Source organism: Pseudomonas entomophila L48, assembly GCF_000026105.1.
Taxonomy (GTDB): Bacteria; Pseudomonadota; Gammaproteobacteria; order Pseudomonadales; family Pseudomonadaceae; genus Aquipseudomonas; species Aquipseudomonas entomophila.
Genome location: NC_008027.1, coordinates 2453240 through 2479008, shown reverse-complemented (window position 1 = coordinate 2479008; position 25769 = coordinate 2453240). Strand labels below are relative to the sequence as shown.

The following is a 25769-nucleotide window of genomic DNA, read 5'->3' as shown; positions in this document are numbered from 1 at the left end:
CATGCCGCTGCGCCGCTTCGCCATTGCCCTGCCCATGCTCGGCCTCAGCCCCCTGGCCCTGGCCGACTCCGCCCAGTCGCAGGCCAGGGGGCTGTTCGAGGACAGCACCTGGAGCCTGCTCAACCGCAGCGTCTTCGACCAACGCGACTACCGCCACGGTGGACGCAACAACGCCGCGCGCAACGCCTACAAGCCACGTACCGAACGCAACGGCAAAGCCGAGGAATGGGCCTACGGCTTGATGGGTTCATTCAGCTCGGGCTTCACCCAAGGCCTGGTCGGCGTCGGGTTCGACGCCCACGCCTACCAGGGCGTGCAGCTCGACAGCGGCGGTGGTCGCGCGGGCAAGGCGCGCTTGCTCGGGGTCGACAATCAGGGCCATCCCAAGGATGCGTACAGCCGTGGTGGCGGCGCGGTGAAACTGAGGATGTCGAACACCGTGCTGGCGTATGGCGAACAACGCGTGAAAACGCCGGTGTTCAGTTCCTCCGACAGCCGTCTGTTGCCCGAGACCGCCACCGGCTGGTTGCTCACCAGCAACGAGGTCGACCGGCTCAAGCTGGTCGCCGGGCACTTCAACGAAAGCACCGACCGCAATGCCTCCAGCCACGACCAGGGTTTTGTGGTCAATTATTCCAATGGCCGCCAGGGCAATGCGTTCGACCTTGCCGGGGCGGTGTGGAGCCCGACCAACAGCGTCAGCGCCAGCCTCTTCACCTCGCGCTACCAGGACACCTGGCGCCAACACTATCTGGGCAGCACGCTCAGCCACGTCATCGATGAGCGGCGCAGCGTCAGCCTCGACCTGAATCTGTACCACACCACCGACACTGGCAAGGCGTTGTCAGGAAGCATCGACAACACCACCTCGAGCCTGGTGTCCCGCTATGCCCAGGGGCCGCACACGTTCAGCCTGGGTTGGCAGCAGGTGGACGGCAACACGCCATTCGACTACGTCACCCGCGGGGCGATCTTCCTTGGCAACGCGGTGCAGTTGTCCGACTTCAACGCGCCCAACGAGAAATCATGGCAAGCGCGCTACGACCTGAACCTGGGTGCCTATGGCGTGCCAGGGCTGAGCCTGACAGCGCTGTATGTGCGCGGGTTCGACATCGATGGCAGCCATGTCGACCGCAACGGTGGGTATGCGTACCTGGGTTATGGCGAGGGTGGCAAGCATTGGGAGCGGGACCTGGAGGCGCGCTACGTGGTGCAGGGCGGCACAGCCAAAGGCCTGGCGATTTCACTGAGGCACAACGTGCATCGCGGCAATGCGGCCCAGGCGGAGCTGGATGCGGATCAGATCAGGTTGGCAGTAGAGTATCCGCTGTCTGGCACCTGGTAAGCACTGCGCTGAACCTGTAGGAGCCGGCTTGCCGGCGAACCAGGCGACGCGGTGGATGGCACCGGCGTTGCCGGTGTTCGCCGGCAAGCCGGCTCCTACAGGTTGCCCTACCGCCAATAGCGCGGCTCGTCCGCCACCCGCTGGTGCTCCTGGAACAACACCGGCAACTGCTCCTTGAGAAAGTCCAGCCAGGTGCGCACCTTGGCGTCCAGGTAGTGCCGCGACGGGTAGATCGCATAGATCTCGCGTTGGCGCAGCCGGTGAGGCGCCAGCAAACGGCACAGGCGCCCCTCTTCCATCGCCTGGCTGGCTGAATAGTAGGGCAGCAGCCCCACCCCCATGCCCAGCTCGGTAGCCTTGAGCATCGCGTCGGCGACGTTGGTGAGGAACGTGTCCTGCGGCACGATCACACATTTCTCCGACGCCTGCTCGAACGACCAGTCTTCCTCGAACAAAGGGTCGACCGTGCGCAGGCAGACATGCTCATGCAGGTCTTCCGGGCGCTTGGGCACGCCGTGGCGGGCCAGGTAGTCGGGCGAAGCGCAGAGGATGCTGTGGATGCTGCCCAGGGGAATGGCGATCAGTTGCGAGTCCGGCAGCCCCTGGCCAATGGTGATCACCACGTCATGGCCTTCGGCCAAAGGGTCGGGGTTGCGTTGCGAAAGCGTCAGTTCCATCACCACTTCGGGGTTCGCGGCGTTGTAGCGGGCCACCAGCGGCATCATCAACAGGCCAAGACCGTGGGTACAGTGGAAACGCAGATGGCCGCGCGGCGTGAGATGGGCGCCGCGCGCCTCGTCCATGGCCTCTTCGGTGAGCAGCATGATCTGCCGCGAGCGCTCGAGGAAGCGTTCGCCCGCCTCGCTCATGCGCAATCGACGGGTGGTGCGGTGCAGCAGGCGAGTCTGCAGCTGGTTCTCGAGCTCCGCGACGATCCGCGATACCTGGGCCGACGAGATGTCCAGCGCATTGGCCGCGGCGGCGAAACTGCCGCACTCCACTACCCGGGCGAAGGTACGCATCGCATGCAGCATATCCATGAGGCGTCGCTCTCATTCATACATGAAAGGCAGGAATCTATCACGGGATAGACCATTTATTGTGAAACGTAAATGAATGAATCATAGGCACATCCCGAGAAAGAGGAACCTGCCATGAAACGTTCGATCGCACTGGTCGCCCTGACCGCCACCCTCGCCTCGTTCGGCGCCTTCGCCGCCGCTACCGACAGCCAGGCCGAGGCCGCCCGTTACGAATACGGCATGCCGCTGGACATCGCCAAGGTCATCTCCATTACACCGGCCAGCAACGCCGAGGACTGCCAGGTGGGTACCGCGCACATGGTCTACGTCGACCACCAAGGCCAGACCCGCGAAATCGACTACCGCCAGATGGGCAACTGCTCGCAGCTGTAGGACACGCCCGGAACGCGAGGGAAAAATACCAGTCATCTTGCTGAAAGTGCATTTGCCCCCCTCGCCCGCCGCCGCATGATCATCCAGGACAACAACAAGAACGTCCTGGGCCATGAACACGATAAAAACCTGTGCCGTACCGTCCGCGCACTCGCCGGACGCCACCCACGCCCGCATCACCTGGCGGCTGATGCCGTTGCTGCTGGTGTGCTACCTGTTCGCCCACCTCGACCGCATCAACATCGGCTTCGCCAAGATGCAGATGAGCGCCGACCTGGGCTTTTCCGACACGGTCTACGGCCTTGGCGCCGGCCTGTTCTTCATCGCCTACGCGCTGTTCGGCGTACCCAGCAACCTGGCCCTGGACCGGGTCGGGCCACGCCGCTGGATCGCCAGCCTGATGGTGGTCTGGGGGCTGCTGTCCACGGGCATGATGTGGGTGCAGGACGCCACCGGCTTCTACACCCTGCGGTTCCTGCTCGGGGTGGCCGAAGCGGGGTTCTTCCCCGGCATCCTGGTGGTGCTCAACCGCTGGTACCCGGCGCGGCGGCGGGCCCAGGTCACCGCGCTGTTCGCCATCGCCGTGCCCCTGGCCGGGGTGGTCGGCGGGCCATTGTCCGGCGGCATCCTCCAAGCGTTCCACGATCAGGGCGGCTTGCGCGGCTGGCAGTGGATGTTCCTGATCGAAGGCCTGCCCGTCGTGCTGCTGGGGCTGGTGGTGCTCAAGGCCCTGCCGGACAGTTTCGAGCAGGTCGACTGGCTGAGCGCCGAGCAAAAGCGTGCGTTGCGCGCAGAGATCGAGCGTGAGGAACGGCACAAACCCATCGCTTCGCTCGCAGGGCTCTTCACCGACCGACACGTGTGGTTGCTGGTGGCGGTCTATTTCGCCGTGATGCTGGCGGTGAACACCTTGGCGTTCTGGATGCCGAGCCTGATCCATGGCGCCGGGATCGGCAGCGACGGCCAGGTCGGCCTGCTCAGCGCCGTGCCATACCTGGCCGGTTGCCTGTTCATGCTCGCCTGCGGACGCTCGTCGGACCACCGCCGCGAGCGACGTTGGCACCTGTGCCTGCCGTTGCTGATGGCGGCCGCAGGTATCGCCCTGGCCGGCTTGGCGCCAGGCAATGCCACGCTGGTGATGGGTGGGCTGGTGCTGGCGGGCATGGGCGCCAGCGCCGCGTTGCCGATGTTCTGGCAGTTGCCCCCGGCGTTCCTGTCCGGGGGAGCCCAGGCGGCGGGCATCGCGATGATCAGCTCGTTTGGCAGTATCGCCTCGTTTCTGGCGCCTTACCTGATCGGCTGGATGCGCGATGCCACGCAGAGCCCGGGGTTGGCGCTGCAGGTGCTGGCGGTGGCCATCGTGCTGGGTGGAGGGCTGGTGCTGAGGGTGCCAGCGGAGGTGGTCAACCCCAGCTGAACGCCTGCAGCGATATCGTCCTCTTGTAGGAGCGGCTTCAGCCGCGATCACCCGCGAAGCGGGTGGCAGTTACCGTGGCGCCTGCATCGCGGCTGAAGCCGCTCCTACAGGGGACGTCAGGCCAGCAGCTCGCTGATCCAGCGGGCCTGGCGGCTGATGTCGTCGAGCTTGTCCTGCGGCACCGCCTGGCGGGCACGGGTGAAATTGGCCAGGGTCTGCTGCTTCTGGCGCAGCATGCGCTGCCACTTGAACAGGAACGCCGGGCTGCGCTCCTGCATCAACAATGGCCCGAAATACAACTGCTCGGCGCTGTAGGACGGCACGTCACCCCGTTCAGCAACGATGATCTCGTAGTCGAAGCGATTCTCCCGCAGCACTTCCTCAAAGAGGATGCGATAGCCGTTGTCCGCCAACCATTGGCGCAGCGGCTGCTCGCCGCCGTTGGGCTGCAGCACCAGCCGCTCCTGGCCATGCAGGTGCTGCTTGCCAGCTTCGAGGATGGCGCAGATGGTCTCGCCACCCATGCCACAAATGCTGACGGCGGTGATGTCATCACCAGGCTCGATGGCGGCCAGGCCATTGGCCTGGCGCACGGTGATGCGGTCTTCGAGCCCATTCTCGCGCACGGTGCGTTGCGCCGAGAGAAACGGCGTCAGCGCCACTTCGCCGGCCACTGCGGCGACGATCGCACCACGGCGCATCAACGCCACCGGCAGGTAGCCGTGGTCGGAGCCGATATCGGCCAGTCGCGCCCCCTCGGGCACATGCGCGGCCACGCGCTCCAGGCGCATGGACAAGGTGTGTTCGCTCAACGGCAGCCTCATTTAACAACCAGAATCCGGCGTCGATGGCCGGAGCGGCCCGCGATTCTGCCGAGCCCGGCCGGACTTTTCAAATCCGCGCGACCGAGGCCCCGACTCGACCCGCCCCGGCCGCTCGCGTAGGCTTGCCGTTTTCCTTCCGTCGCAAGGCAAATACCCATGGCAAACGCAGACATCATCTTCACTCCGGACCCGGACGCCGACTCCATCTCTTCCGACGTCGCCGAATACAACGGCGTGCTGGTCAGCACCCAGATCCCTGTACACGCCGACGGCAGCCTGGAGCTGGGCGACATCACCACGCAATGCGAGTGCACCCTGCAGGCGCTGAAGGTCGCCCTGGAGCGCGCCGGCAGCTCGATGGACCGGGTGCTGCACCTGACCATCTACCTGACCGACATGGCCGACCGCCCGGCGTTCAACGAGGTGTACCAGCGGTTCTTCAGCAAGCCGTGGCCGGTACGTGCGGCGGTCGGCGTCGCCTCGCTGGCCTTTGAAGGCATGCGTGTGGAAGTGACGGCGATGGCAGCCAAGGGTTGATCGACCGAAGGTTCGCCGGCCAGCCGGCGAACCGCCCCCGCCCTCAGCTTTCGCCGCCCTGCACCACCACCAGCAACTGAGCCTGGCGCTCACCGACCGAACGCAATCGGTGCGGCGTCTGGGCATTGAAGTGCAAGGCATCCCCCGCCTCCAGCAACACCCGCTCACTCATGAAGTCCACCTCGACCTGCCCCTCGTGGACGAACAGGAACTCCTCGCCCTCGTGCGCCTTGAACGTCGGGTCGCTGAATTCGCTCGGCGGCTGGATCAGGAACGGCAACAAACTGCGCTGCCCCACCTGCGAGGTCAGCACCGCATACCCCGGCCCCTCGCCGCTGCCCACCAGGGCCTGGCGCTCGCCGCGGCGCACCAGGCTGTAGCGCGCCTGGCCGGTGTGCTCGCCGTCGAACAGCTCCTCGACATTGACGTTCAGCGCCCGCGCCAGCTTTAGCGCGGCGGCAATCGAAGGCGTGTTCAGGCCACGCTCGACCTTGGACAGGTAGCTCTTGGTCATGCCGGACTTCTCGGCCAGCACCTCGAGGGTGATCCCCAGTTTCTTTCGCAACAGTTTCAGTCGAATGGACATGTGACGCGGGTTTCCCGAACAAACGCACTTGCTTATGACACTTTGTGTCATATAGGATTATTTGTGTCATTAGTTGATCGCCCCTCCACCGTCGAAAGCAAAGGGGCGAGCCAGCCATGACACCCACCGTCACGCCACAGAGGATAGATCCCCATGGCCAATACCCTGACACACAGCAAAGACCAGCTGGTGCAAAAAGCACTGAAACAGATGCAAGGCTCGCTGGCGGATAATACGTGGACCGTGCGCGAAAAGCTGGCCCTGACCTGCCGAATTCTCTTCGACCATGGCCACGACTCGGGCCTGGCCGGGCAGATCAGCGCCCGAGGCCCGCAACCGGGCACGTTCTACACGCAACAACTGGGCCTGGGTTTCGACGAGATCACTGCCAGCAACCTGCTGCTGGTCAACGAAGACCTCGAGGTGCTGGAGGGCGAAGGCATGCCCAACCCGGCCAACCGCTTCCACAGCTGGGTGTACCGCGCCCGCCCGGACGTCAACTGCATCATCCACACCCACCCCACCCACGTCGCCGCGTTGTCGATGCTCGAAGTGCCATTGGTGGTCTCGCACATGGACCTGTGCCCGCTGTACGAAGACTGCGCGTTCCTCGAGGCCTGGCCCGGCGTGCCAGTGGGCAACGAGGAAGGCGAGATCATCAGCAAGGCTCTGGGCGACAAGCGCGCCATCCTGCTGTCGCACCACGGCCAGCTGTCCACCGGCACCAGCATCGAGCAGGCCTGTGTCTATGCCCAATTGATCGAGCGCGCCGCGCGCCTGCAGTTGCTGGCCATGGCCGCCGGGACCATCAAGCCGATCGCCCCGGAGCTGGGCCGCGACGCCCACGACTGGATCGACCGGCCCAAGCGCCACGGCGCGGCCTTCAACTACTTCGCCCGGCAGTGCCTGCGCCAGCACGCCGACTGCCTTGCCTGACCCTCTTTTGCCTTGCTTGCGGAGATTTCCAGAATGACCACTCGATTCCACGGCATCATCGGCTACACCATCACCCCGTTCAGCCAGGACGGCGCGCAACTCGACCTGCCCGCGCTGGGCCAGTCCATCGACCGCCTGATCGCAGGCGACGTGCAGGCCATCGCGCCCTTGGGCAGCACTGGTGAAGGGGCCTACCTGAGCGACAGCGAATGGCAGCAGGTCGCCCAGTACAGCCTCGAACGCATCGCCGGGCGCGTCCCCAGCATCGTCAGCGTCTCCGACCTGACCACCGCCGGCGCCATACGCCGTGCGCGCTTCGCCCAGCAACACGGCGCCGATGCGGTGATGGTGCTGCCGTCGGCGTACTGGAAGCTCAGCGAAGCCGAGATCGTGCAGCACTACCGGGCCATCGGCGCGGCCATCGACCTGCCGATCATGCTCTACAACAACCCCGCCACCAGCGGCACCGACATGCCTGTGGAGTTGATCCTGCGCATCGTGCGTGAGGTGGACAACGTGACCATGGTCAAGGAGAGCACCGGCGATATCCAGCGCATGCACAAGTTGCAGGTGCTCGGCGAGGGGCAGGTGCCGTTCTACAACGGCTGCAACCCGCTGGCGCTGGAAGCCTTCGTCGCGGGCGCCGCAGGGTGGTGCACGGCGGCGGCCAACCTGATTCCCGAACTCAACCAGCGGCTGTACCAGGCGGTGCTGGCGGGTGAACTGGAGCAGGCCAGGGCGTTGTTCTATCGCCAGCTGCCACTGCTGGACTTCATCCTCAAGGGCGGCTTGCCGGCCACCATCAAGGCTGGCCTGGCATTGACCGGGCTGCCGGTCGGCGAGCCTCGGCGCCCGGTGTTCGGGTTGGATGAAGCAGGTAGAACGAAGTTGCTGGCACTGCTTGATGGATTGAACATCACGCGTTGATCTAGCCAACATCCACGAAACAGGCAGTGGGGGCCTTGCCGGTGTTCGCCAGCAAGGCTGGCTCCTACAGGGTCATGCGGTGGGTTCGGTTTTCTGTGGAACTCCGGCCCCGCCCCACCGCTCTTAACATCATGCAGTAACTCCCATTGGCCTCACCTTCCGGAGGACTTGCCATGCGCCCCTTACTGCTCGCTTCATCGCTGCTGCTCCTGCTGCCCGCCGGCGCCGCCCTGGCCCGCGTCGATGCCGGTGACGTCGCCACCTCGGCGGGGATCTCCGCCTCGCTGTACTCCACCTTCAAGGACGATAAGCGCATTGTCCCGGCCCGCGACGAGTTGTCGGCCTTCGTTGCCAGTGGCGGCGTGATTCGTGGCGCCTACCTGGAGTCGGCACTGGCGCAGGCTCGCCATGACAACCCAGGGTTGCAGATCAGCGACGAGGAACTGGCAAAGGCGCTGTTGTCGCAGGATGACGCCGCGGTCGGTCAATGACACCTTGAGCGGCCGAGGCCTGGGCCTCGCCCAAGCCTCGCCGCGACAATCCGCCACACCTTGGCACGAAGCACGCCACCCATCCGGATGGTAGATTCGCCGCCATGAAAACCACCCGTCGGACACGTTCGCTGACCGCCTGGACGCTATATGCCAGCGTCCTGTTCAGCCTATTGCTGTGTGGCATGCATCACGGCCAGATGAGTGGTTTGCGCCTGTCCGGCCTCGAAGGTGGCTTCTGCTCGCTGGACAGCGAACACGGCTCGGCCATCGACCTGGACGGTGGCGAGGGCGACCAGCACATGGCGCAGCTCGATTGCCCGGTGTGCTCCTCCTTCGCCCTCGCGGTGCCCTTGGCCAGCAGTGGTTGGTCGTTCACCGAGGTCCAGGGCCACGCCCCTTCCCCGATTGTCGCGCGCAGCTGGGCGCAGCCCCCGCCACGTTACCTGCGCCACGCCATCAATCCCCGCGCTTCCCCTCATCTTTTCCCCGCAACCGAACCGTTCGCCTGACCCTGGGCCGGCGCGCCCGTGCGTGCCTGTTCGCCAAGGCGGTCAGGCCCTGCCATGACCCTTGCGTGGAAAACACAACATGATCCGCAACACCTCCCTGGTGCTCCTGATGGGCGCCACCTGTACCTGTGCCTGGGCGCAATACGCCCCCGTCGAGCTCTCTGCCACCACCGTCGACGGTGAGCGCGAAGCCCCCTCGGGCGTGCAACTGGACGAGCCGATCCGCACCGGCTCGCGTCTGGGTTTGACCGCCCGGGAAACCCCCGCCTCGGTAAGCGTTTCCGACCGCCGGGTGATCGAGCAGCGCGACGCCAAGGACACCCAGGACGTGATCAACGCCATGACCGGCGTCAACGCCTCGGCCAATCCGGGCTACGGTGGTTTCGTCACCTACCGGGGCTTCACCCAGAACCAGGTGACCCAGCTCTACAACGGCATCAACCTGGGTTACAGCAGTGCCACCCGCCCGGTCGACGCCTGGGTGATAGACCGTGTCGAGCTGCTGGGGGGCCCTTCGTCGTTCCTGCACGGCGCAGGCTCCGTGGGCGGTTCGATCAACTACATCACCAAGCTGGCCAGCCGCGACCAGCAGACCGTCGACGGGCGCATCCGCTATGGCAGCTACGACGACGCCGAGTACGCCTTCGGCATCAACCAGGCCCTGGCCAGCAACCCCGCCGACGCCCGTCACTTCGCCCGCCTGGACTTCAGTCGCAGCCAGGGCAATGGCTATATCGACCGCAACCGGCGCAAGACCGACAGCCTGGCCTTCTCCGTGCTCAGCGACCTCACCCCCGATCTCACCCACACCTTCGCCATGGAGTACCAGGAGGACAAGGAAGACAGCCCGTACTGGGGCTCGCCGATCCTGCCCGGGCGCAACACCATGAAGATCGACAACAGCCGGCGCTTCGAGAACTACAACGTCGCCGATGGCCGCTACGAGCAGCGCGTGCGCTGGCTGCGCTCGATGCTCGACTACCAGTTCAGCGACAGCACCAGCGTGCACAACACCCTGTACCACTACAAAGCCGAGCGCGATTACCGCAACGTCGAGAACTATCGCTACAACGGCGCGGGCAACGTGGTGCGCGCCAGCCCTTACCTGCAACGCCACGCCCAGAGCGTGCTGGGTGATCGTGTCGAGTTGCGCCACGACAACAGCCTGTTCGGCCTGCCGACCCAGTGGGCCATGGGCCTGGACTGGTCACGCATGCGCCAGGACCTCTACCCCACCTCCAGCAGTTGGAGCGACGTGGTCGACCCGGACCATTTCGACCCCGGCAGCTTCGACGCCATCCCCGGCGTGAACCGTGGCCTCACCCGCCAGCGTCACCACGAAGTCGTCAACCGCGCCCTGTTCGCCGAGAACCGCCTGGAGCTGACCGATCGCCTGGCCCTGCTCACGGCCCTGCGCTACGACTACCTGGACATGGAGGTGAACAACTACGGTGCCGTCAGCCCCACCTCGCCGGCCTACTTCGAGCGGCGCTGGGAGCCGCTGTCCGGGCGTGTCGGCCTGACCTACGCGCTGACGCCGTCGGCCAGCGTCTATGTGCAATACAGCACCGCCGCCGACCTGCCGGCCGGCTCGCTGGCCGCGGCCACCTACTCCAACGTGGGGCTTTTCGACCTGTCCAAGGGCGAGCAGTGGGAAGCCGGCAGCAAGTTCGACTTCCTCGACGGACGCGGCGCAGCGACCGTGGCGGTCTACCAGATCGTGCGCAAGGACTTCGCCGTGCGCGACTCCAGCAACCCCAACCTCACTGTCCAGGCGGGCCAGCAGACCTCGCGTGGCATCGAGCTGTCCGGGCGCCTGCAAGTCACCCCGAAGCTGCTCGCCGAAGCCAACTACGCCTACGTCGATGCGCAGTACGACGAGTTCAACGAAGCGGTCAATGGCGTGTCGGTGTCGCGCAAGGGCAACGCCCCCGTCAACGTGCCGGCCAATGTCGGCAACCTGTGGCTGACCTACAGCTTCACCCCGGCCTGGTCGGCCGGCGTGGATGCGCGCTACGTCGACGCGGTGTACGCCGACAACGCCAACACCCTCAAGGCGCCGGCCTACACCCTGTTCGGCGCCTTCGCCCGCTACCGCCTGGACGCGCACACCACCCTGACCGGGCGGGTACGCAATCTCACCGACGAGGTCTATGCCAAGCAGGCCTACGGCACCCAGTACTACATGGGCGCGCCACGCACCTTCGAGGTGGCGATGGACGTGCGCTTCTGAACCCATGCAACCCCGTAGGAGCGGCTTCAGCCGCGATCACCCGCCCAGCGGGTGCCAGCCTCGCGCACATGGATGAGTGATGCATTGGGCGCAGATCGTTAGAATGCGCCCAACTGCTTGTTCCGCAAGGTGTTTCCTCGCGGAGCAAGCTCGCCTTCGTTGTTCGTCCAAGGATGACGCGCCATGCGCCGTTTGCTGTTCCTGCTGTTCGTCCTCACCCTGACTTCCTGCGCCCCTCGGCTTCCGTCCCCCACCCCACCCGAGACGCTGCCCACGCCACCCACCGAGCTCACCCTGCTCGACCGCGGCCGTTTCCAGCTCTGGTACGACTGCCAGCGTGGCGAACCCCATCGTTTCACCTTCATCCTCGACAGGGACGAGGGCCACCTGGAGCGCAAGGACAACTTCCGCATCGACCGAGGCCTGCCCCCGGGCTGTGTGGGCCAGCACTCGGCCAAGGCCTACTCGCTGCCCAAGGGTTTCCACCGTGGCCACCTGGCGGCCAACAACCATTTCGATGACGACCGCGCGGCGATGGATGCCTCCAACCTGATGAGCAACATCGTCCCGCAACTGGCATCGCACAACAGCCAGACCTGGTACCAGACCGAGCTGCTCAGCGAATGTTCTCGAGACCGGCACCCAACCAAGGTGATCGGTGGCGTGGTGTTCGGCCATGAAGGCGAGGCGCTGAACAACGACTACTTCGCCCAGAGCCATGGCATCGCCACACCGGAGGTGTTCTGGAAGGTGCTGCTGACCGAAGATGACGCCGGGCAGCCGCAGGTCATTGCCTGGTGGATCCCACACCAGGCTGGGCTGGGCACCGACCTGACACCCTACCTGCGCAGTGTGCATGAGATCGAGGCGCTGCTGGGGCCGAGCGAAGCACCGATCGACGTGCCCGAGGCGGTGAAGGACCAGCGCCCGACGTTTTCATGGCCGGTACCGGCTGGTTGCGACCGGGAATGATGCGCCGCACGAGCGGCGCTCGATCTCATAGGCGCTGCAATCTTGCCGTCGAACACCTTGAAAACCTGGACTCATTCCCCCGCCAGCAGCGCGTGTTTCGTCCGTGCCCGTGACCTGCTCGCGGTCAGCCACAGCACCCCCGGCAACAAGGCGCTCGCCACCACCGTCATACCCACCATCGGCCACGCGCTACCGTCGGACCATGCACCGGTCAGCGCGCTGCTCAGCGCCGTCAGCAGCATCTGCACGAAGAAGAACCCGCCCGAGGCCGTGCCGGCAATCGCGGCGAAGGGCTGCAGCACGGCCCACTGGCAAGCCGGGATGATCAGCCCCACCGAAAGCATCACCGGCAACAGCGCCAGGGGCAGTGTCCACAGGCTCACGCCCGCCAGTTGCAGGGCCAGCAACGCCGCGCTGCCGGCCAGGTTGATGGCGCACCCCAGGATGATCACCCGCTCGTTGCCCAGGCGTCGAACCAACAAGCCATAACAGCGCGACCCTGCCGCATAGGCGGCCACTGTCCCGCCCAGCACCAGGCCATAGACCTGCGGTGACAAACCCAGGCCATGTTGCAACAGCAATGAGGACTCACTGATGAAGGGGAAGTAGCTGCAATAGGCGCAACCGATGACCAGTGAACTGCGCCAGAACACCCGGCTGCCCAGCACCTGGCGCCAGGCTTGGCATAAATGTGCAGGCGAGGCGTCGAATGGACGCGTTTCCGGCAGGTAGCGAACCGCCTGCACCTGGCTCAGCAAGCCGATGATCAACAACCCGCCGAACAACCCGCGCCACCCCAGCACCTCCAGCAGCAAGCTGCCGAACGCAGGTGCCAGCAGCGGCGCGATGGCCATGCCGCTGGACAGCAGCCCCAGCAAGCGCGCCTGTTCGTCTGCGGCAAACCGATCGCGCACCATCACCCTGGCCACCAGCGGCCCGCAACAGCCACCCAGGGCCTGGAAGAAGCGCGCCACGCACAGGCTCGGCAGGTCTACCGCCAGCAGGCAGCCCAAGGTGGCCACGCCATACAGGCCGAGCCCCGCCAGCAACAGGGGCCGCCGCCCCCAAAGGTCACACAAGGGCCCGGCCAGCAGCATGCACAAGGCGTAGCCAAGCATGTAGGCGGTCAGGCTGAACTGTACCTGGGCGGGCGGCACCTCCAATGCCTGGGCCATCTGCGGCCAGGCCGGCAGGTACAGGTCCAGGGCGACACGGGGCAGGCACACCAATGCCAGCAGCAGGCACGACCAGCCCCAGGGCGTCAGGGAACGAAGGGTGAACATCGGCACAACTCCACAGGCTCAGGACGCTCGCAAGGTAGCGCGTAAGCGGTCTAGTATTCAGAGCCATTTAGCGCACAAATGAGTAGACCACTATGTCTCGCGGCAAGACCGCCCTGCCCCTCGACCTGCCGCTGCCTTCCACACCTGGCCTCGGCAAGCAGCAAGGCGCCTACCAGGCGTTGCGCGATGCCATCCTTGAACGACGCCTGCTCGCGGGGGCGGCGCTGCCCTCCAGCCGCACCCTGGCGACACGCTGGGGGCTGTCGCGCGGCACGCTGGAAGTGGTATTCGACCGTCTGCGCAGCGAGGGCTATATCGAACGGCGCAGCGGTTCCGGCAGCCGTGTCTGCGCCATGGTGCCCGAGCACCTGCTCGGCGTGGACAACGCCACGCCGGCACTCGCGGCCAGCGGCGTACCGTCCCCGCTGGAAACCCGGGTCCGTGCCGGCGTGCCTTTCGTGGCCCGCCTGCCCGATCCCGCGCTGTTTCCACCTCGGCAATGGGCGCAACTGCTGAGTCAGTCCTTGAACTGCGCCTCACCCGATCAACTCGCCCACGCCCCGGCGCAAGGCTCGCCTGCGTTGCGTGAACAGTTGGCCGGCTACCTGGCCCAGTACCGTGGCATCGCCTGCTCGGCCGACGACCTGATCATCACACATGGCATTCGCGACTGCCTGGAACTGGTCATCGCCACGCTGCTGCGCCCAGGCGACATCGCCGCCGTCGAAGACCCCGGCTACCCCGCCGCCGCCGCGCTGCTGCGCCAGGCCGGCGCCCAGGTGCGGACACTGCCGGTGGATGACGACGGACTGCGCAGTGATGCCCTGCCCGGCAGCGGCGCCCGCCTGCTCTACCTCACGCCCGCGCACCAGGCACCGACCGGCGCCACCCTGCCGGTGTCGCGGCGCCTGGCGTTGCTGGACTGGGCGCAGCGCGAGCAGGCCTGGATCATCGAGGACGACTACGACAGCGAGTTCAACTACAACAGCGCCCCATTACCGGCGCTCAAGGCGCTGGACCAAGGTGACCGGGTGATCTTCTGCGGCTGTTTCAACAAGACCCTGTTCGCCGGCCTGCGGGTCGGTTACCTGCTGGTCCCCAAGGCCTGGCGCGCCGCGTTGCTGGCCCGTGTCGAACTGACTGGCCGGGCCGTCGGTGTGGTCGAGCAGTTGGCCCTGGCCCGGCTGATCGAAAGCGGTGGCCTGCTGCGCCACCTGCGCGCCGCCCGCCACACCTACCAGCAACGCCGCGATGCCCTGGCCGTCGTGCTGCAACAGCATGCGCCCGGGCGGTTCATCCTTCACGGCGACCATGCCGGCCTGCATTGCCTGCTGCGACTGCCTGCTGGCAGCGACGCAGAGCAGCTGTGCCAGCGAGCGGCCGAAATCGGCTTGCATCTGCAACCGCTGCAGCGCTTCTGTATTGACGCGCGGCCACCGTCGGCACTGGTGATCGGATACGCGTCCCTGACCCTGGCCCAAGTGCGCCACGCTGGCAGGCAGTTGGCCAAATTGCTCCTGGAAAATTGACGCGTGATGGCTGCCAGGTACCGTGCGCATCGAGCGCCGCCCGCGCGGCGCATCGCGGATGAGTCCGCTCCTACATCGGTTACAACGTGCCGCACCTGTGAGGCCAACTGGCCCGAAACAAACCTGTAGGAGCGGATTCATCCGCGATGCGCCGCGTAGGCGGCGCTCGGCCTCACTGGCGCCGAAAAGGTCACGGCAAGCACCTTGCTCCCCAATAAATTTTCCTCCCCTCGCCTCGTCCACTGTTCAGGTCAACCAACAAGAGCAATCACCATGGACCTGCAGCACATACTGGGCAAACTGTTCGCCAACGCCGGCAGTGTCGGCCTCGAGGGTATCTTCCAGTTCATCTTCGACGACCACCTGGCGCTCTGGTACGAAGCCGGCGGCTCGGGCGCAAGCGGCACTGGCCATCACCAGGCCCCGCAGGTGACCATCGAAGTCGCGGCCAGCGACTTCGCCGGGATCATGACCGGCCGGGCCAATGTCGAACACCTGTTCGCCAGCGGTCGGCTGAAGATCGGCGGCAACCTCGGCCTGGCGACCCTGTTGCCCCAGGCCATCGACATGGCATTGCGTGGCACCAGCGCCCCCAAGGTCGCCGCCAACCAACGCTACCCAGCTCGCCCGCGCCCCAGCGACGCGCTTTCGGCACGCCAGCCACAGCTGCTGGAAATCGAACGCAAACCTCGAGCGGAACTGTCGGTGAAGGCCTTCAACGAGCGCCACCTGCTGCCTGGCATTCCCGTGGTGATCAGCGACGCCCTGCACGACTGGCCGTTGTTCAGCATCGGTCGAGAGGCCTCGCTGGAACTGTTCGCCAACCTGCAAGGTATTACCCGCCACGGCGACTACGTGAAAAAGACCTTCTCCACCGACCGTGACTTCCGTTCCACCTCGATGGCCGAGTTCATCGCCAGCCTGGATGCACCCGCCACGAAAGCAGCCGACGGGCAGCCGCCAGCCTACATGGGCAACAACATCATGCCCGCGCAATTGCTGGAACATATTCGCTACCCCGGTTACTTCGACCCGACGCTGTTCATCCCGCCGCGTATCTGGATCGGCCCCAAAGGCACCCTGACGCCCCTGCACCGCGACGACAGCGACAACCTGTTCGCCCAGGTCTGGGGTGAGAAGTCGTTCATCCTGGCAGCTCCTCATCACCGCGATGCCCTGGGTACCTGGTCGACCTCGCCCAACGGTGGCCTGGAAGGTTGCGACGTGGACCCGCGCGCACCTGACCATGCACGCTATCCCGCTAGCCGCGACGTGCATTTCATGGAGGTGGTGCTGCAGGCCGGCGACCTGCTGTTCCTGCCCGAAGGCTGGTTCCACCAGGTGGAGTCGCGCTCCACGTCCCTGTCGGTGAACTTCTGGTTGAATTCAGGGCGTGGCTGGAAGAATTCGCCGCTGCCCGACCTTGCCTCCAGCACAGTCTGAAAACGCGCCCGCCCCACAGGCGGCAAACCTGTGGGGCGGGCTTTTGCGGCAGGTTGGCTACTTGAGGTCGAAGCGGTCCAGCTCCATCACTTTCACCCAGGCCGCGACGAAGTCCTTGACGAACTTCGCGGCGGCATCGCCGCTGCCGTACACCTCGCTCAGGGCACGCAACTGCGCATGGGAACCGAACACCAGGTCGACCCGGCTACCGGTCCACTTCACCGCGCCGGTCTTGCGGTCACGCCCCTCGAAGTGCTCGTTGTCCGCCGAGGTGGGCTTCCACTCCACGCCCATGTCCAGCAGGTTGCGGAAGAAGTCGTTGGTCAGCACGCCGGGCTTGTCGGTGAACACCCCTTCCTTGCTGCCGCCATGGTTGGCGCCGAGCACACGCAGGCCACCCACCAGCACGGTCAGCTCTGGCGCGGTGAGCGTCAGCAACTGGGCCTTGTCCAGCAGCAACTTCTCGGCCTTGACGCTGTAGCGGGCCTTGCTGAAGTTGCGGAAACCGTCGGCCAGGGGCTCCAGCACGGCGAACGACTCGACATCGGTCTGCGCCTGCGAGGCATCCACGCGCCCTGGGTGGAAGGGCACGCTGATCGCGTGTCCGGCATCCTTGGCGGCTTTCTCCACCGCCGCGCTTCCAGCCAGCACGATCAAGTCGGCCAGGGAGATTTTGTTCCCCCCCTCATCCCGGATCTTCTCCAGTGCCGCCAACACCTTGTCGAGGCCCTGGTTCGCCGCCCAATCTTTCTGCGGGGCCAGGCGCAAGCGCGCGCCATTGGCACCACCACGCTTGTCCGAGCCGCGGAAGGTCGAGGCCGAGGCCCAGGCGGTGGAAACCAGCTCGGCGACACTCAGCCCCGAGGCCAGCACCTTGGCCTTGTGCGCGGCGATATCGGCTTCGCTCGGCTGAGGGCCGGCCTTGGGCAGCGGGTCCTGCCACAGCAGCTCCTCATTGGGCATTTCCGGGCCCAGGTAACGGGCCAGCGGGCCCATGTCGCGGTGGATCAGCTTGTACCAGGCGCGGGCGAACGCGTCGGCGAGCTGGTCGGGGTTGTCCTTGAAGCGCCGGGCGATGGGCTCGTAGATCGGGTCGAAGCGTAGCGCCAGGTCGGAGGTGAGCATCGAAGGCGCATGGCGTTTCGTGGTGTCATGGGCATCAGGCACGGTGTTGGCGCCCTTGCCGTCCTTCGGTCGCCACTGGTGTGCACCAGCCGGGCTCTTGGTCAGCTCCCACTCGAAATTGAACAGGTTGTTCAGGTACTCGTTGCTCCACTTCGTCGGCGTCGAAGTCCAGGTCACCTCCAGGCCACTGGTGATGGTATCGCCACCCTTGCCGGTACCGAATGTGTTGTGCCAGCCAAAGCCCTGCTGCTCCAGGCCCGCCGCCTCCGGCTCGGCGCCGACGTTGTCGGCGGGGCCCGCGCCGTGGGTCTTGCCGAAGGCATGGCCACCGGCGATCAGGGCCACGGTCTCTTCGTCGTTCATGGCCATGCGGCCGAAGGTGTCGCGGATATCCTTGCCCGAGGCGACCGGGTCGGGGTTGCCTTCCGGGCCTTCCGGGTTGACGTAGATCAGGCCCATCTGCACCGCGGCCAGCGGATTTTCCAGGTTGCGCTCACCGGCCAGGTTGCGGCCCTGCTCTTGCGGGCGCTTGGCAGGTTCGGCCACCAGGTCGCCCTTGCCGGGCGCCTCGGCCTTGCCGTAGCGGGTATCGCCCCCCAGCCAGACCTTTTCCGAGCCCCAGTACACATCCTCGTCGGGCTCCCAGACATCGGCGCGGCCGCCGGAGAAGCCGAAGGTCTTGAAGCCCATCGACTCCAGGGCGACGTTGCCGGTGAGCACGATCAGGTCGGCCCAGGAGATCTTGTTGCCGTACTTCTGCTTGATCGGCCACAGCAGGCGCCGGGCCTTGTCCAGGCTGACGTTGTCCGGCCAGCTGTTGAGCGGGGCGAAGCGTTGCTGGCCGGAACCGGCGCCGCCGCGGCCATCGCCGATGCGGTAGGTGCCGGCGCTGTGCCAGGCCATGCGGATGAACAGTGGGCCATAGTGGCCGAAGTCGGCCGGCCACCAATCCTGGGAGTCGGTCATCAAGGCGGTCAGGTCTTTTTTCAGGGCCTGGAAATCGAGGCTCTTGAACGCCTTGGCGTAGTCGAAGTCCGGGTCCATCGGATCGGACTTGCGCGAGTGCTGGTGGAGGATCTTCAGGTTGAGCTGGTCAGGCCACCAGTCACGGTTGCTGGTGCCACCACCAGCGGTTTGATGGAACGGGCATTTCGATTCGTTCGCCATCTGCTTCTACCTTTTGGGTCGGATCTGTCCAGGTTTGCGGGCATTGTTGTGAACGCGGCGCCAGGTATTCGATCGGCCGGGCGCAAGGCCCGGGCCTCCCCTCATCAGGTGTGGCCGGTGTGCACGGCCACGCATCCCGCGACGGCTTTTCGCGGGGCCAGGGGAAAGACTAGTCGAGCTTGGGCAGAGGTCTAATAGAGGCAGTATTGAGGGGTGATAGCGTGGGTCTGTCAGGTTGCCAGGCGCGCCACGCAGCCGGTGGGGCGCGCCACGCGGAATCATCGATGCCATCGATAGCCACCATGCCTGCCATCGAGTTCCGCCCGCCGCTCGGCGCGAGGAAGATGGCGGCATTGGCACCTTGACGAGGCAACTCCCATGAAAACCGGCATGCTCGCCGCCCTGCTGGCCCTGTTCGCCGCCCTTGCGGGCTGCGCGGCGCCCGCCAGCCAACAGCAGGCACAACCCTACGGGCACTTCTACTCGGCCACCGAGCTGTCCAGTGTCACCCTGAGCCATGGCCAGCATGTGGCGGTGTTGCTGGGGCGCAATGCCGCCGCAACCCTGGACTACCTGCAACGTCATCGCGACCAGGACGTGCCGGGCACGACCAAAGGCACGCCGGTAGCCACCCTTGGTGGTAGCCAGGCCTACGCATGGCTGGCGCAGTCCCTGAGCCAGGCATTTACCGATGTGACGTTCTACGAAGACCTGGACACCCTGCTCGCCGACCGCCCGGATGTGATCGTGCTGCTCGACGCCCGCAGCCAGCTCGCCAGCGCCGGCATCGAAACTATCCAGGCCAGCGTGGTGGCGCGTTTCTTCGATGACCAGCTGACCTACATCGGCCGCGCCGAGGGGGTGGCGAACAAGCAGGCCAAGGGGGTCGACCTGGTACGCCAATTGGACGAGGAGCAAGCGGTGCAGGCCGACGCGCTGAAGCAGTTCGACGCATCGCTCAAGCTGTTGATGCAAGGGCCGGTGTAGGAGCCAGCTTGCTGGCGAACTCAGCCAACTCGGTGTGCCTTCGGTTCGCCAGCAAGCTGGCTCCTACATACAAGGTCAGGCCACGACGGTTTGCAGGCGCTGCCACAGGCGCTGCACATGCTCGCGCTCGGTCGGCAGCGCACCGACGGACACCCGCACCATCCAGCGCCCTTCCAGGGTGGCCGGGGTGACATAGGCGTCGCCCGAGGCATTCAAGCGATCCGCCCAACCACGGGTATGGGCATCCAGCGCCTCACCGTCCAGCCCGGCGGGGCGATGACGAATGCACAGGGTCTGCAACTGCACCGGTGCCAGCAACTCCCATTCACCCGACGCCTGCACCTGCTCGGCCAGCCAGCGGGCGTTGTCGAGGTCGCGGCGCAGGCGCTGCTGCAGGTTCTCCACGCCCTCGCTACGCAGCATGAACCACAGCTTCAGCGCGCGGAAGCGGCGCCCCAACGGGATGCCCCAGTCGCGCAGGTTCTTCACTTCGCCATCGACGGCCGATTGCAGGTAGCTGGGGTTGGTGCTCATCACCCGGATCAGGTGCTGCGGGTCGCGCACATAGTAGATCGAACAGTCGAATGCCACGCCCAGCCACTTGTGGGCATTGACCACCACCGAGTCGGCCAGCTCGATGCCGTCCCACATCCAGCGGCATTCCGGCAGGATCATCGCCGAACCGGCCATGGCCGAGTCGACATGCAGCCACAGCTGGTTGGCCTGGGCGATCTCGCCGATCGCCCGCAGCGGGTCGAGCGCGGTGGTGGTGGTGGTGCCGGTGGTGGCGACCACGGCGCACGGCTGGTTGCCGGCGGCCAGGTCCTTGTCAATGGCCGCGCGCAGCGCCTCGGGGCGCATGGCGAACTGTTCGTCAGTGGGGATCAGGCGAATATTGTCCCGGCCGAAACCGGCCAGCAGCGCGGCCTTGTCCACCGAACTGTGGGCATGGGCACTGACGTAGACGACCAGAGGCCTGGCCTGGGCCTGCAGGCCACCCCGCACCAGGGCGTAGTCGGTGGTCCGTTCACGGGCGCAGATCAACGCCACCAGGGTACTGGTCGAGGCGGTGTCCTGGATCACCCCGCTCCACTGGCTGGACAGCCCCAGCAGCTGGCGCAGCCAGTCGAGGGTGGTTTCCTCCAGCTCGCTCAAGGCCGGGCTGGACTGCCAGGACAGGCCGAGCACGCCAAGACCGGTGCTGAGGAAATCGCCCAGCACCGACGACAGCGTACCGTTGGAGGGGAAGTAGCCGTAGAAGTCCGGGTGTTGCCAATGGGACAGGCCCGGCATCAGCAACTGGTCGACATCCTTCAGGATTGCCTCGAAGGGTTCGGCCTGTTGCGGTGCCATATCGGGCAAGGCAGCTTTGAGATAGCCGGGCTCGACCTGGGCCATGACCGGGCGCTCGGCGACGGTCTGGCGGTAGTCGGCGATCAGGTCGATCAGTTGGTGGCCGTATTGGCGGAATTGTTCGGGGGTCACTCGGCGGTCTCCTGTGGGTTGTCCGCTGCCTGTACCGGCCCGTTCGCCGGCAAGCCGGCGAACGGGCTGTTGCAGACAACTCGATGCCCAGCAGTCTAGGCGGCCTCTTGCCAATGAATAACCCCGTATCGCGCATACCTGCTATGGCAATGCCGCATGCCCGCCCTGCACGCCGAACTGCGACTGACGCCACAGCTCGAACACCCGGTTACGCAACCAGCGGTGCTCGGCCGACGCCTGCAGGCGCTGATGCCAGACCACCCAGTAGCGCTGGGTATGGGTGATGAAGCCCATCGGCCGCCAGGCCAGGCCATGCAACCGCGCCAGCTGCGTGGCGATATGCTCGGGCACCGTGGCCAGTGCCTGGCCGTTGCCGAGCACTTGGACCATGGCGCTGAAGAACGGTACCTCCAGGCTGATCCGCCGCTGCATGCCCTGGGCGCGCAGGTGTCGGTCGATGAAGCTGTCCTTGTCGCCGCCACCGGACACCCGCACGTGCTTGAAGGCCAGGTAGTCATCCTGGCTGAGATCGGCGCGTACGGTCAGTGGATGGTCGTGCCGCATCAGGCACACCGCACGGTCCTCGCCGAGCAGGCGACCGTGCAGGTTGGGCGGCGACTCGTCGAACAGCGTGGTGGCCAGGTCGATCTCGCCACTGGCCAGCAAGGCGTATTGCCCGGCCTGCCAGGTGCGGTACTCCAGCGACACCCCCGGCGCTTCACGTTCAAGTGCCGCCACCAGCAATGGCAGCATGTGCTCGGCCACATAGTCCGAAGCGGCCAGGCAGAAACGCCGCTCGCAACGGGCCGGGTCGAAGGCGGCGGGCTGGCGCAAGGCGCTCAGCTCGTCCAGCACCTGGCGTAGCGGTTCGACCAATGCCTCGGCGTGCTCGCTGAGTACGTATCCACGGCCCTGGCGCACCAGCAACGGGTCGTCGAAGGCTTCGCGCAGGTGGGCCAGCTGGCGGCTGAGCGCGGACTGGCTGCAGCCCAGGCGCTCGGCGGCGTGGCTGAGGTTCTTCAGGTGCAGGAGGCAGTCGAGGGTGCGCAGGTGGGCGAGGCTGAGGGAGGCGAAGGTGGGGTTCATGCAGGCTCCCCTGTGTTGAATCCAAGTGCCCATTCGCCGGCAAGCCGGCTCCTACGGGGGAATTGCGTGTAGGAGCCGGCTTGCCGGCGAAGCGCTGGGCCGATCAGTCGGTCAGGCCGACATAGACGTTCTGCACGTCTTCGTTCTCGTCGATCGCCTCGAGGAACGCCTCGACCTCGGCCAACGCCTCGGCGCTCAGGCTGGCGGCACTCACCGGGTTCTTCGGGGTATAGCCGATCTTCGCCGAAGTCACGGTGAAGCCTTGCTCCGGCAGGGCCTTCTGCACCGCGTCCAGGTCGGTGGTGTCGGTGATGAACAGGGTCGAACCCTCTTCCTCGCCTTCCTCGAAGTCCTGGGCACCGGCCTCGATAGCCGCCATTTCCGGGTCGGCGTCACCTTCCGGGGTGGCCTCGATCAGGCCGACATGGTTGAAGTCCCAGGCCACCGAACCGCTGGCGCCCAGCTGGCCCTTGCGGAACAGCACGCGGATCTGGGCCACGGTACGGTTGATGTTGTCGGTCAGGCACTCGACGATCAGCGGCACCTGGTGCGGGGCGAAACCTTCGTAGCTGACGGCATGGTACTGCACGGCCTCGCCGTCCAGACCCGCGCCTTTCTTGATCGCGCGCTCCAGGGTCTCACGGGTCATCGAGGCTTTCTTGGCCTGGACGATGGCCAGGCGCAGGCGTGGGTTCATGTCCGGATCGGCGCCGGACTTGGCGGCGATCTGGATCTCCTTGGCCAGCTTGCCCATGATCTTGCCCTTGGCGTTGGCCGCCGTTTCTCTATGCTTGGCTTTCCACTGTGCGCCCATATCGACTCTCTTTGTTTCAGCGGCCGGTTCAGGAAGCGACCGGCCAAAAAGTGGGTGCAGTTTATACGCCCTCGGGCCTGGATCGACAACACATCGTGCAGGTTCGCCCCCCGTGCGCGGACCACGATAGTCACAATCTTGTGTTCCACTGGGCCTTCCACCCACGCGACTCAGACGAAATGCGCCTCGCGCCCTTTCGAAGAGTGGCAAGTGAAGGCACAATGCGTGTCCTTTTTTTGGCCGGCCTGGCCGGGGGCCTTTAAATGATCAAGACGCCGTACTACCTCATCGATAAACAAAAGCTGCTGGGCAACATGGAAAAGATTGCCTACGTTCGCCAGCAGTCCGGGGCCAAGGCCCTGCTCGCCCTCAAGTGCTTCGCCACCTGGTCGGTGTTCGACCTGATGCAGCAGTACATGGATGGCACCACTTCGTCCTCGCTGTACGAGCTCAAGCTCGGCCGCCAGAAGTTCGCCGGCGAAACCCACGCCTACAGCGTGGCCTGGGCCGACGATGAAGTCGAAGAGATGCTCGAGAACTGCGACAAGATCATCTTCAACTCCATCGGCCAGCTCGAGCGCTTCGCCGAGCAGTCCGAAGGCAAGGTGCGCGGCCTGCGCGTCAACCCGCAGGTGAGCAGCTCCGACTACCTGCTGGCCGACCCCGCCCGCCCGTTCAGCCGCCTCGGTGAGTGGGACCCTGAGAAAATCGAGAAGGTGATCGAGAAGATCTCCGGCTTCATGTTCCACAACAACTGCGAGAACGGCGACTTCAGCCTGTTCGACAAGATGCTGTCGCACATCGAAGAGCGCTTCGGCCACCTGCTGCACAAGGTCGAGTGGGTCAGCCTCGGTGGTGGTATCCACTTCACCGGTGAAGACTATGCGGTCGATGCCTTCTGCGCGCGCCTGAAAGCCTTCGCGGAAAAATACGCCGTACAGGTTTACCTGGAGCCGGGCGAAGCGGCCATCACCAACAGCGCCTCGCTGGAAGTGACCGTGCTCGACACCCTGTACAACGGCAAGCACCTGGCCGTGGTCGACAGCTCGATCGAAGCGCACCTGCTCGACCTGCTGATCTACCGCCTCAACGCCAAGATGGCCCCCAATGACGGCGCGCACACCTACATGGTCTGCGGCAAGTCGTGCCTGGCCGGCGATATCTTCGGCGAATATCAGTTCGACAAGCCGCTGCAGATCGGTGACCGCCTGTCGTTCGTCGACACCGCCGGCTACACCATGGTCAAGAAAAACTGGTTCAACGGTCTGAAAATGCCGTCCATCGCGGTCAAGCAGCTCGACGGCAGCGTCGAGGTGGTGCGCGAGTTCGGGTTCGACGACTACGTTTCGAGCCTGTCGTAAGACAGGCTTTCATGAAGGAGAAAAGCTGAATTGAAGAAGAACGTTCTTATCATTGGTGCAGGAGGTGTCGCCAAGGTGGTGGCCCACAAGTGCGCACAGCATAACGACGAACTGGGTCGTATTGCGATTGCGTCACGGAACATCTCCAAATGCCAGGCCATCATCGACAGCGTCAAGGCCAAGGGTAGCCTCAAGGTACCCGCCGACATCCAGGCCTTCTCGCTCAACGCCCTCGATGTCGAGGCAACCAAGGCACTGATCCGCGAGACCGAATCGCAGATCGTGATCAACGTTGGTTCCGCCTTCCTCAACATGTCGGTGCTGCGCGCCTGCATCGATACCGGTGTCGCCTACCTGGACACCGCGATTCACGAAGAACCGGGCAAGATCTGCGAAACCCCGCCCTGGTATGGCAACTACGAGTGGAAACACCTCGAAGAGTGCCAGCAGAAGAACATTACCGCCATTCTCGGTGTCGGCTTCGACCCGGGTGTGGTGAACAGCTACGCGAAACTCGCGCAGCAGCAGTATTTCGACCAGATCGACTCGATCGACATCCTCGACGTCAATGCCGGTTCCCACGGCAAGTACTTCGCCACCAACTTCGACCCGGAAATCAACTTCCGCGAGTTCACCGGGCAAGTATGGAGCTGGCAGAACAGCCAGTGGACCAGCAACACCATGTTCGAGGTCAAGCGCACCGACGATCTGCCGGTGGTCGGTTCGCAGAACCTGTACCTGACCGGCCACGACGAGGTTCATTCGATCTCGAAGAACCTGAACGTGCCGAACGTGCGCTTCTGGATGAGCTTCGGCGAGCACTACATCAATGTGTTCACCGTGCTGAAGAACCTTGGCCTGCTCTCCGAGCAGCCGGTCAAGACCGCCGAAGGCCTGGAAGTGGTGCCGCTGAAAGTGGTCAAGGCCGTGCTGCCCGATCCGGCCTCGCTGGCCCCGGGCTACACCGGCAAGACCTGCATCGGTGACCTGGTCAAGGGCACCAAAGACGGTCAACCGCGCGAAGTATTCATCTACAACGTCGCGGACCACGAAGAGGCCTACGCCGAGACCGACAGCCAGGGCATCTCCTACACCGCCGGCGTGCCGCCGGTGGCTGCCGCCCTGCTGGTCGCCCGCGGCCAGTGGGACGCCGGGCGCATGGTCAACGTCGAGGAGCTGCCGGCCGAGCCGTTCCTCAAGGCGCTGGACGTGATGGGCCTGCCGACCCGCGTCAAGGATGAGAAAGGCGATCGTCCATGGGACGCTGAAGCCTAAGCTGCAAGATGAAGGGGCG

At 65.3% G+C, this 25769-nt stretch carries 23 protein-coding genes; 15 read left to right on the top strand and 8 right to left on the bottom strand.

Going from position 1 to position 25769, the window contains the following annotated elements; all coding sequences use genetic code 11:
- Position 1: 1 nt before the first annotated feature.
- Positions 2 to 1345 carry an OprD family porin gene (locus tag PSEEN_RS11105; RefSeq protein ID WP_011533596.1) on the top strand — a complete coding sequence of 448 codons (1344 nt, stop codon included), beginning with the start codon at positions 2 to 4 and terminating at the stop codon, positions 1343 to 1345.
- A gap of 107 nt (positions 1346 to 1452) precedes the next feature.
- Here PSEEN_RS11105 and PSEEN_RS11100 read toward each other — a convergent pair whose 3' ends face one another.
- A complete protein-coding gene (locus PSEEN_RS11100; RefSeq protein ID WP_011533595.1) occupies positions 1453 to 2385 on the bottom strand; it encodes a LysR family transcriptional regulator in 933 nt (310 codons plus the stop codon).
- A 114-nt stretch (positions 2386 to 2499) separates the two neighbouring features.
- On the opposite strand from PSEEN_RS11100, the gene PSEEN_RS11095 reads away from it, so the two are divergent.
- Together PSEEN_RS11095 and PSEEN_RS11090 are read left to right on the top strand one after the other, a co-directional pair.
- Positions 2500 to 2760 carry a DUF2790 domain-containing protein gene (locus PSEEN_RS11095; RefSeq protein ID WP_011533594.1) on the top strand — a complete coding sequence of 87 codons (261 nt, stop codon included), beginning with the start codon at positions 2500 to 2502 and terminating at the stop codon, positions 2758 to 2760.
- Between the two features lie 112 nt (positions 2761 to 2872).
- Complete coding sequence (locus tag PSEEN_RS11090; RefSeq protein ID WP_011533593.1) at positions 2873 to 4177, top strand: MFS transporter; 1305 nt, start codon at positions 2873 to 2875, stop codon at positions 4175 to 4177.
- Positions 4178 to 4293: 116 nt separating this feature from the next.
- Here the strand turns inward: PSEEN_RS11090 and PSEEN_RS11085 are convergent, their stop codons facing one another.
- A complete protein-coding gene (locus PSEEN_RS11085) occupies positions 4294 to 4989 on the bottom strand; it encodes a tRNA (adenine(22)-N(1))-methyltransferase (protein WP_309305628.1) in 696 nt (231 codons plus the stop codon).
- A gap of 168 nt (positions 4990 to 5157) precedes the next feature.
- On the opposite strand from PSEEN_RS11085, the gene PSEEN_RS11080 reads away from it, so the two are divergent.
- A complete protein-coding gene (locus PSEEN_RS11080) occupies positions 5158 to 5538 on the top strand; it encodes a RidA family protein (protein WP_011533591.1) in 381 nt (126 codons plus the stop codon).
- 43 nt (positions 5539 to 5581) lie between these two features.
- Here the strand turns inward: PSEEN_RS11080 and PSEEN_RS11075 are convergent, their stop codons facing one another.
- Entirely contained in the window at positions 5582 to 6124 is a 543-nt protein-coding gene (locus PSEEN_RS11075) for a helix-turn-helix domain-containing protein (protein WP_011533590.1), read from the bottom strand.
- 153 nt (positions 6125 to 6277) lie between these two features.
- Here PSEEN_RS11075 and PSEEN_RS11070 point away from each other — a divergent pair, with 153 nt between their 5' ends.
- The 6 genes from PSEEN_RS11070 to PSEEN_RS11045 all read left to right on the top strand — a co-directional run bounded on the left by PSEEN_RS11070 (position 6278) and on the right by PSEEN_RS11045 (position 12195).
- On the top strand, positions 6278 to 7060 hold the full coding sequence (locus PSEEN_RS11070) for an aldolase (protein ID WP_011533589.1): 783 nt from the start codon (positions 6278 to 6280) through the stop codon (positions 7058 to 7060).
- A 33-nt stretch (positions 7061 to 7093) separates the two neighbouring features.
- Positions 7094 to 7987: a dihydrodipicolinate synthase family protein gene (locus PSEEN_RS11065; protein ID WP_011533588.1), complete on the top strand. Its 894-nt coding sequence runs from the start codon at positions 7094 to 7096 to the stop codon at positions 7985 to 7987.
- 173 nt (positions 7988 to 8160) lie between these two features.
- Positions 8161 to 8478 (top strand): DUF2388 domain-containing protein, encoded by a 318-nt coding sequence (locus PSEEN_RS11060; protein ID WP_011533587.1) that lies wholly within the window; start codon positions 8161 to 8163, stop codon positions 8476 to 8478.
- Between the two features lie 104 nt (positions 8479 to 8582).
- Complete coding sequence (locus PSEEN_RS11055; protein ID WP_011533586.1) at positions 8583 to 8990, top strand: DUF2946 family protein; 408 nt, start codon at positions 8583 to 8585, stop codon at positions 8988 to 8990.
- A 79-nt stretch (positions 8991 to 9069) separates the two neighbouring features.
- Positions 9070 to 11223 (top strand): TonB-dependent receptor, encoded by a 2154-nt coding sequence (locus PSEEN_RS11050; protein WP_011533585.1) that lies wholly within the window; start codon positions 9070 to 9072, stop codon positions 11221 to 11223.
- 183 nt (positions 11224 to 11406) lie between these two features.
- A complete protein-coding gene (locus PSEEN_RS11045) occupies positions 11407 to 12195 on the top strand; it encodes a DNA/RNA non-specific endonuclease (RefSeq protein ID WP_011533584.1) in 789 nt (262 codons plus the stop codon).
- 71 nt (positions 12196 to 12266) lie between these two features.
- Here the strand turns inward: PSEEN_RS11045 and PSEEN_RS11040 are convergent, their stop codons facing one another.
- Complete coding sequence (locus PSEEN_RS11040; protein ID WP_011533583.1) at positions 12267 to 13478, bottom strand: multidrug effflux MFS transporter; 1212 nt, start codon at positions 13476 to 13478, stop codon at positions 12267 to 12269.
- Between the two features lie 92 nt (positions 13479 to 13570).
- Between PSEEN_RS11040 and pdxR the strand changes: the two genes are divergently transcribed.
- Both pdxR and PSEEN_RS11030 read left to right on the top strand, forming a co-directional pair.
- Positions 13571 to 15007: a MocR-like pyridoxine biosynthesis transcription factor PdxR gene (gene pdxR / locus PSEEN_RS11035; protein WP_011533582.1), complete on the top strand. Its 1437-nt coding sequence runs from the start codon at positions 13571 to 13573 to the stop codon at positions 15005 to 15007.
- A 273-nt stretch (positions 15008 to 15280) separates the two neighbouring features.
- The gene (locus tag PSEEN_RS11030) at positions 15281 to 16450 is read left to right on the top strand and encodes a cupin-like domain-containing protein (RefSeq protein ID WP_011533581.1); all 1170 of its coding nucleotides are present in this window, start codon (positions 15281 to 15283) and stop codon (positions 16448 to 16450) included.
- A 57-nt stretch (positions 16451 to 16507) separates the two neighbouring features.
- Here PSEEN_RS11030 and katG read toward each other — a convergent pair whose 3' ends face one another.
- Positions 16508 to 18742, bottom strand: coding sequence for a catalase/peroxidase HPI (katG, locus tag PSEEN_RS11025; protein WP_011533580.1), 2235 nt, complete (start codon positions 18740 to 18742; stop codon positions 16508 to 16510).
- Positions 18743 to 19120: 378 nt separating this feature from the next.
- Between katG and PSEEN_RS11020 the strand changes: the two genes are divergently transcribed.
- A complete protein-coding gene (locus PSEEN_RS11020) occupies positions 19121 to 19729 on the top strand; it encodes a hypothetical protein (RefSeq protein WP_011533579.1) in 609 nt (202 codons plus the stop codon).
- Between the two features lie 75 nt (positions 19730 to 19804).
- Here PSEEN_RS11020 and PSEEN_RS11015 read toward each other — a convergent pair whose 3' ends face one another.
- The 3 genes from PSEEN_RS11015 to PSEEN_RS11005 all read right to left on the bottom strand — a co-directional run bounded on the left by PSEEN_RS11015 (position 19805) and on the right by PSEEN_RS11005 (position 23114).
- Complete coding sequence (locus PSEEN_RS11015) at positions 19805 to 21214, bottom strand: DOPA decarboxylase (protein WP_011533578.1); 1410 nt, start codon at positions 21212 to 21214, stop codon at positions 19805 to 19807.
- A 141-nt stretch (positions 21215 to 21355) separates the two neighbouring features.
- Positions 21356 to 22300 (bottom strand): LysR family transcriptional regulator, encoded by a 945-nt coding sequence (locus PSEEN_RS11010; RefSeq protein ID WP_011533577.1) that lies wholly within the window; start codon positions 22298 to 22300, stop codon positions 21356 to 21358.
- 103 nt (positions 22301 to 22403) lie between these two features.
- A complete protein-coding gene (locus PSEEN_RS11005; protein WP_011533576.1) occupies positions 22404 to 23114 on the bottom strand; it encodes a YebC/PmpR family DNA-binding transcriptional regulator in 711 nt (236 codons plus the stop codon).
- 263 nt (positions 23115 to 23377) lie between these two features.
- Between PSEEN_RS11005 and nspC the strand changes: the two genes are divergently transcribed.
- Positions 23378 to 24475 (top strand): carboxynorspermidine decarboxylase, encoded by a 1098-nt coding sequence (gene nspC, locus PSEEN_RS11000; RefSeq protein ID WP_011533575.1) that lies wholly within the window; start codon positions 23378 to 23380, stop codon positions 24473 to 24475.
- Between the two features lie 30 nt (positions 24476 to 24505).
- Positions 24506 to 25750 carry a saccharopine dehydrogenase family protein gene (locus PSEEN_RS10995; protein ID WP_038705903.1) on the top strand — a complete coding sequence of 415 codons (1245 nt, stop codon included), beginning with the start codon at positions 24506 to 24508 and terminating at the stop codon, positions 25748 to 25750.
- Positions 25751 to 25769 lie beyond the last annotated feature (19 nt).

Coding starts and splice junctions, on each gene's coding strand:
- PSEEN_RS11050 (WP_011533585.1), top strand. CDS start 9,070: ATGATCCGCAACACCTCCCTGGTGCTCCTGATGGGCGCCACCTGTACC.
- PSEEN_RS11055 (WP_011533586.1), top strand. CDS start 8,583: ATGAAAACCACCCGTCGGACACGTTCGCTGACCGCCTGGACGCTATAT.
- PSEEN_RS11030 (WP_011533581.1), top strand. CDS start 15,281: ATGGACCTGCAGCACATACTGGGCAAACTGTTCGCCAACGCCGGCAGT.
- PSEEN_RS11040 (WP_011533583.1), bottom strand. CDS start 13,478: ATGTTCACCCTTCGTTCCCTGACGCCCTGGGGCTGGTCGTGCCTGCTG.
- PSEEN_RS11060 (WP_011533587.1), top strand. CDS start 8,161: ATGCGCCCCTTACTGCTCGCTTCATCGCTGCTGCTCCTGCTGCCCGCC.
- PSEEN_RS11095 (WP_011533594.1), top strand. CDS start 2,500: ATGAAACGTTCGATCGCACTGGTCGCCCTGACCGCCACCCTCGCCTCG.
- PSEEN_RS11075 (WP_011533590.1), bottom strand. CDS start 6,124: ATGTCCATTCGACTGAAACTGTTGCGAAAGAAACTGGGGATCACCCTC.
- katG (WP_011533580.1), bottom strand. CDS start 18,742: ATGGCGAACGAATCGAAATGCCCGTTCCATCAAACCGCTGGTGGTGGC.
- PSEEN_RS11080 (WP_011533591.1), top strand. CDS start 5,158: ATGGCAAACGCAGACATCATCTTCACTCCGGACCCGGACGCCGACTCC.
- PSEEN_RS11090 (WP_011533593.1), top strand. CDS start 2,873: ATGAACACGATAAAAACCTGTGCCGTACCGTCCGCGCACTCGCCGGAC.
- PSEEN_RS11010 (WP_011533577.1), bottom strand. CDS start 22,300: ATGAACCCCACCTTCGCCTCCCTCAGCCTCGCCCACCTGCGCACCCTC.
- nspC (WP_011533575.1), top strand. CDS start 23,378: ATGATCAAGACGCCGTACTACCTCATCGATAAACAAAAGCTGCTGGGC.
- PSEEN_RS11045 (WP_011533584.1), top strand. CDS start 11,407: ATGCGCCGTTTGCTGTTCCTGCTGTTCGTCCTCACCCTGACTTCCTGC.
- PSEEN_RS11005 (WP_011533576.1), bottom strand. CDS start 23,114: ATGGGCGCACAGTGGAAAGCCAAGCATAGAGAAACGGCGGCCAACGCC.
- PSEEN_RS11070 (WP_011533589.1), top strand. CDS start 6,278: ATGGCCAATACCCTGACACACAGCAAAGACCAGCTGGTGCAAAAAGCA.
- PSEEN_RS11105 (WP_011533596.1), top strand. CDS start 2: ATGCCGCTGCGCCGCTTCGCCATTGCCCTGCCCATGCTCGGCCTCAGC.
- pdxR (WP_011533582.1), top strand. CDS start 13,571: ATGTCTCGCGGCAAGACCGCCCTGCCCCTCGACCTGCCGCTGCCTTCC.
- PSEEN_RS11020 (WP_011533579.1), top strand. CDS start 19,121: ATGAAAACCGGCATGCTCGCCGCCCTGCTGGCCCTGTTCGCCGCCCTT.
- PSEEN_RS11100 (WP_011533595.1), bottom strand. CDS start 2,385: ATGGATATGCTGCATGCGATGCGTACCTTCGCCCGGGTAGTGGAGTGC.
- PSEEN_RS11065 (WP_011533588.1), top strand. CDS start 7,094: ATGACCACTCGATTCCACGGCATCATCGGCTACACCATCACCCCGTTC.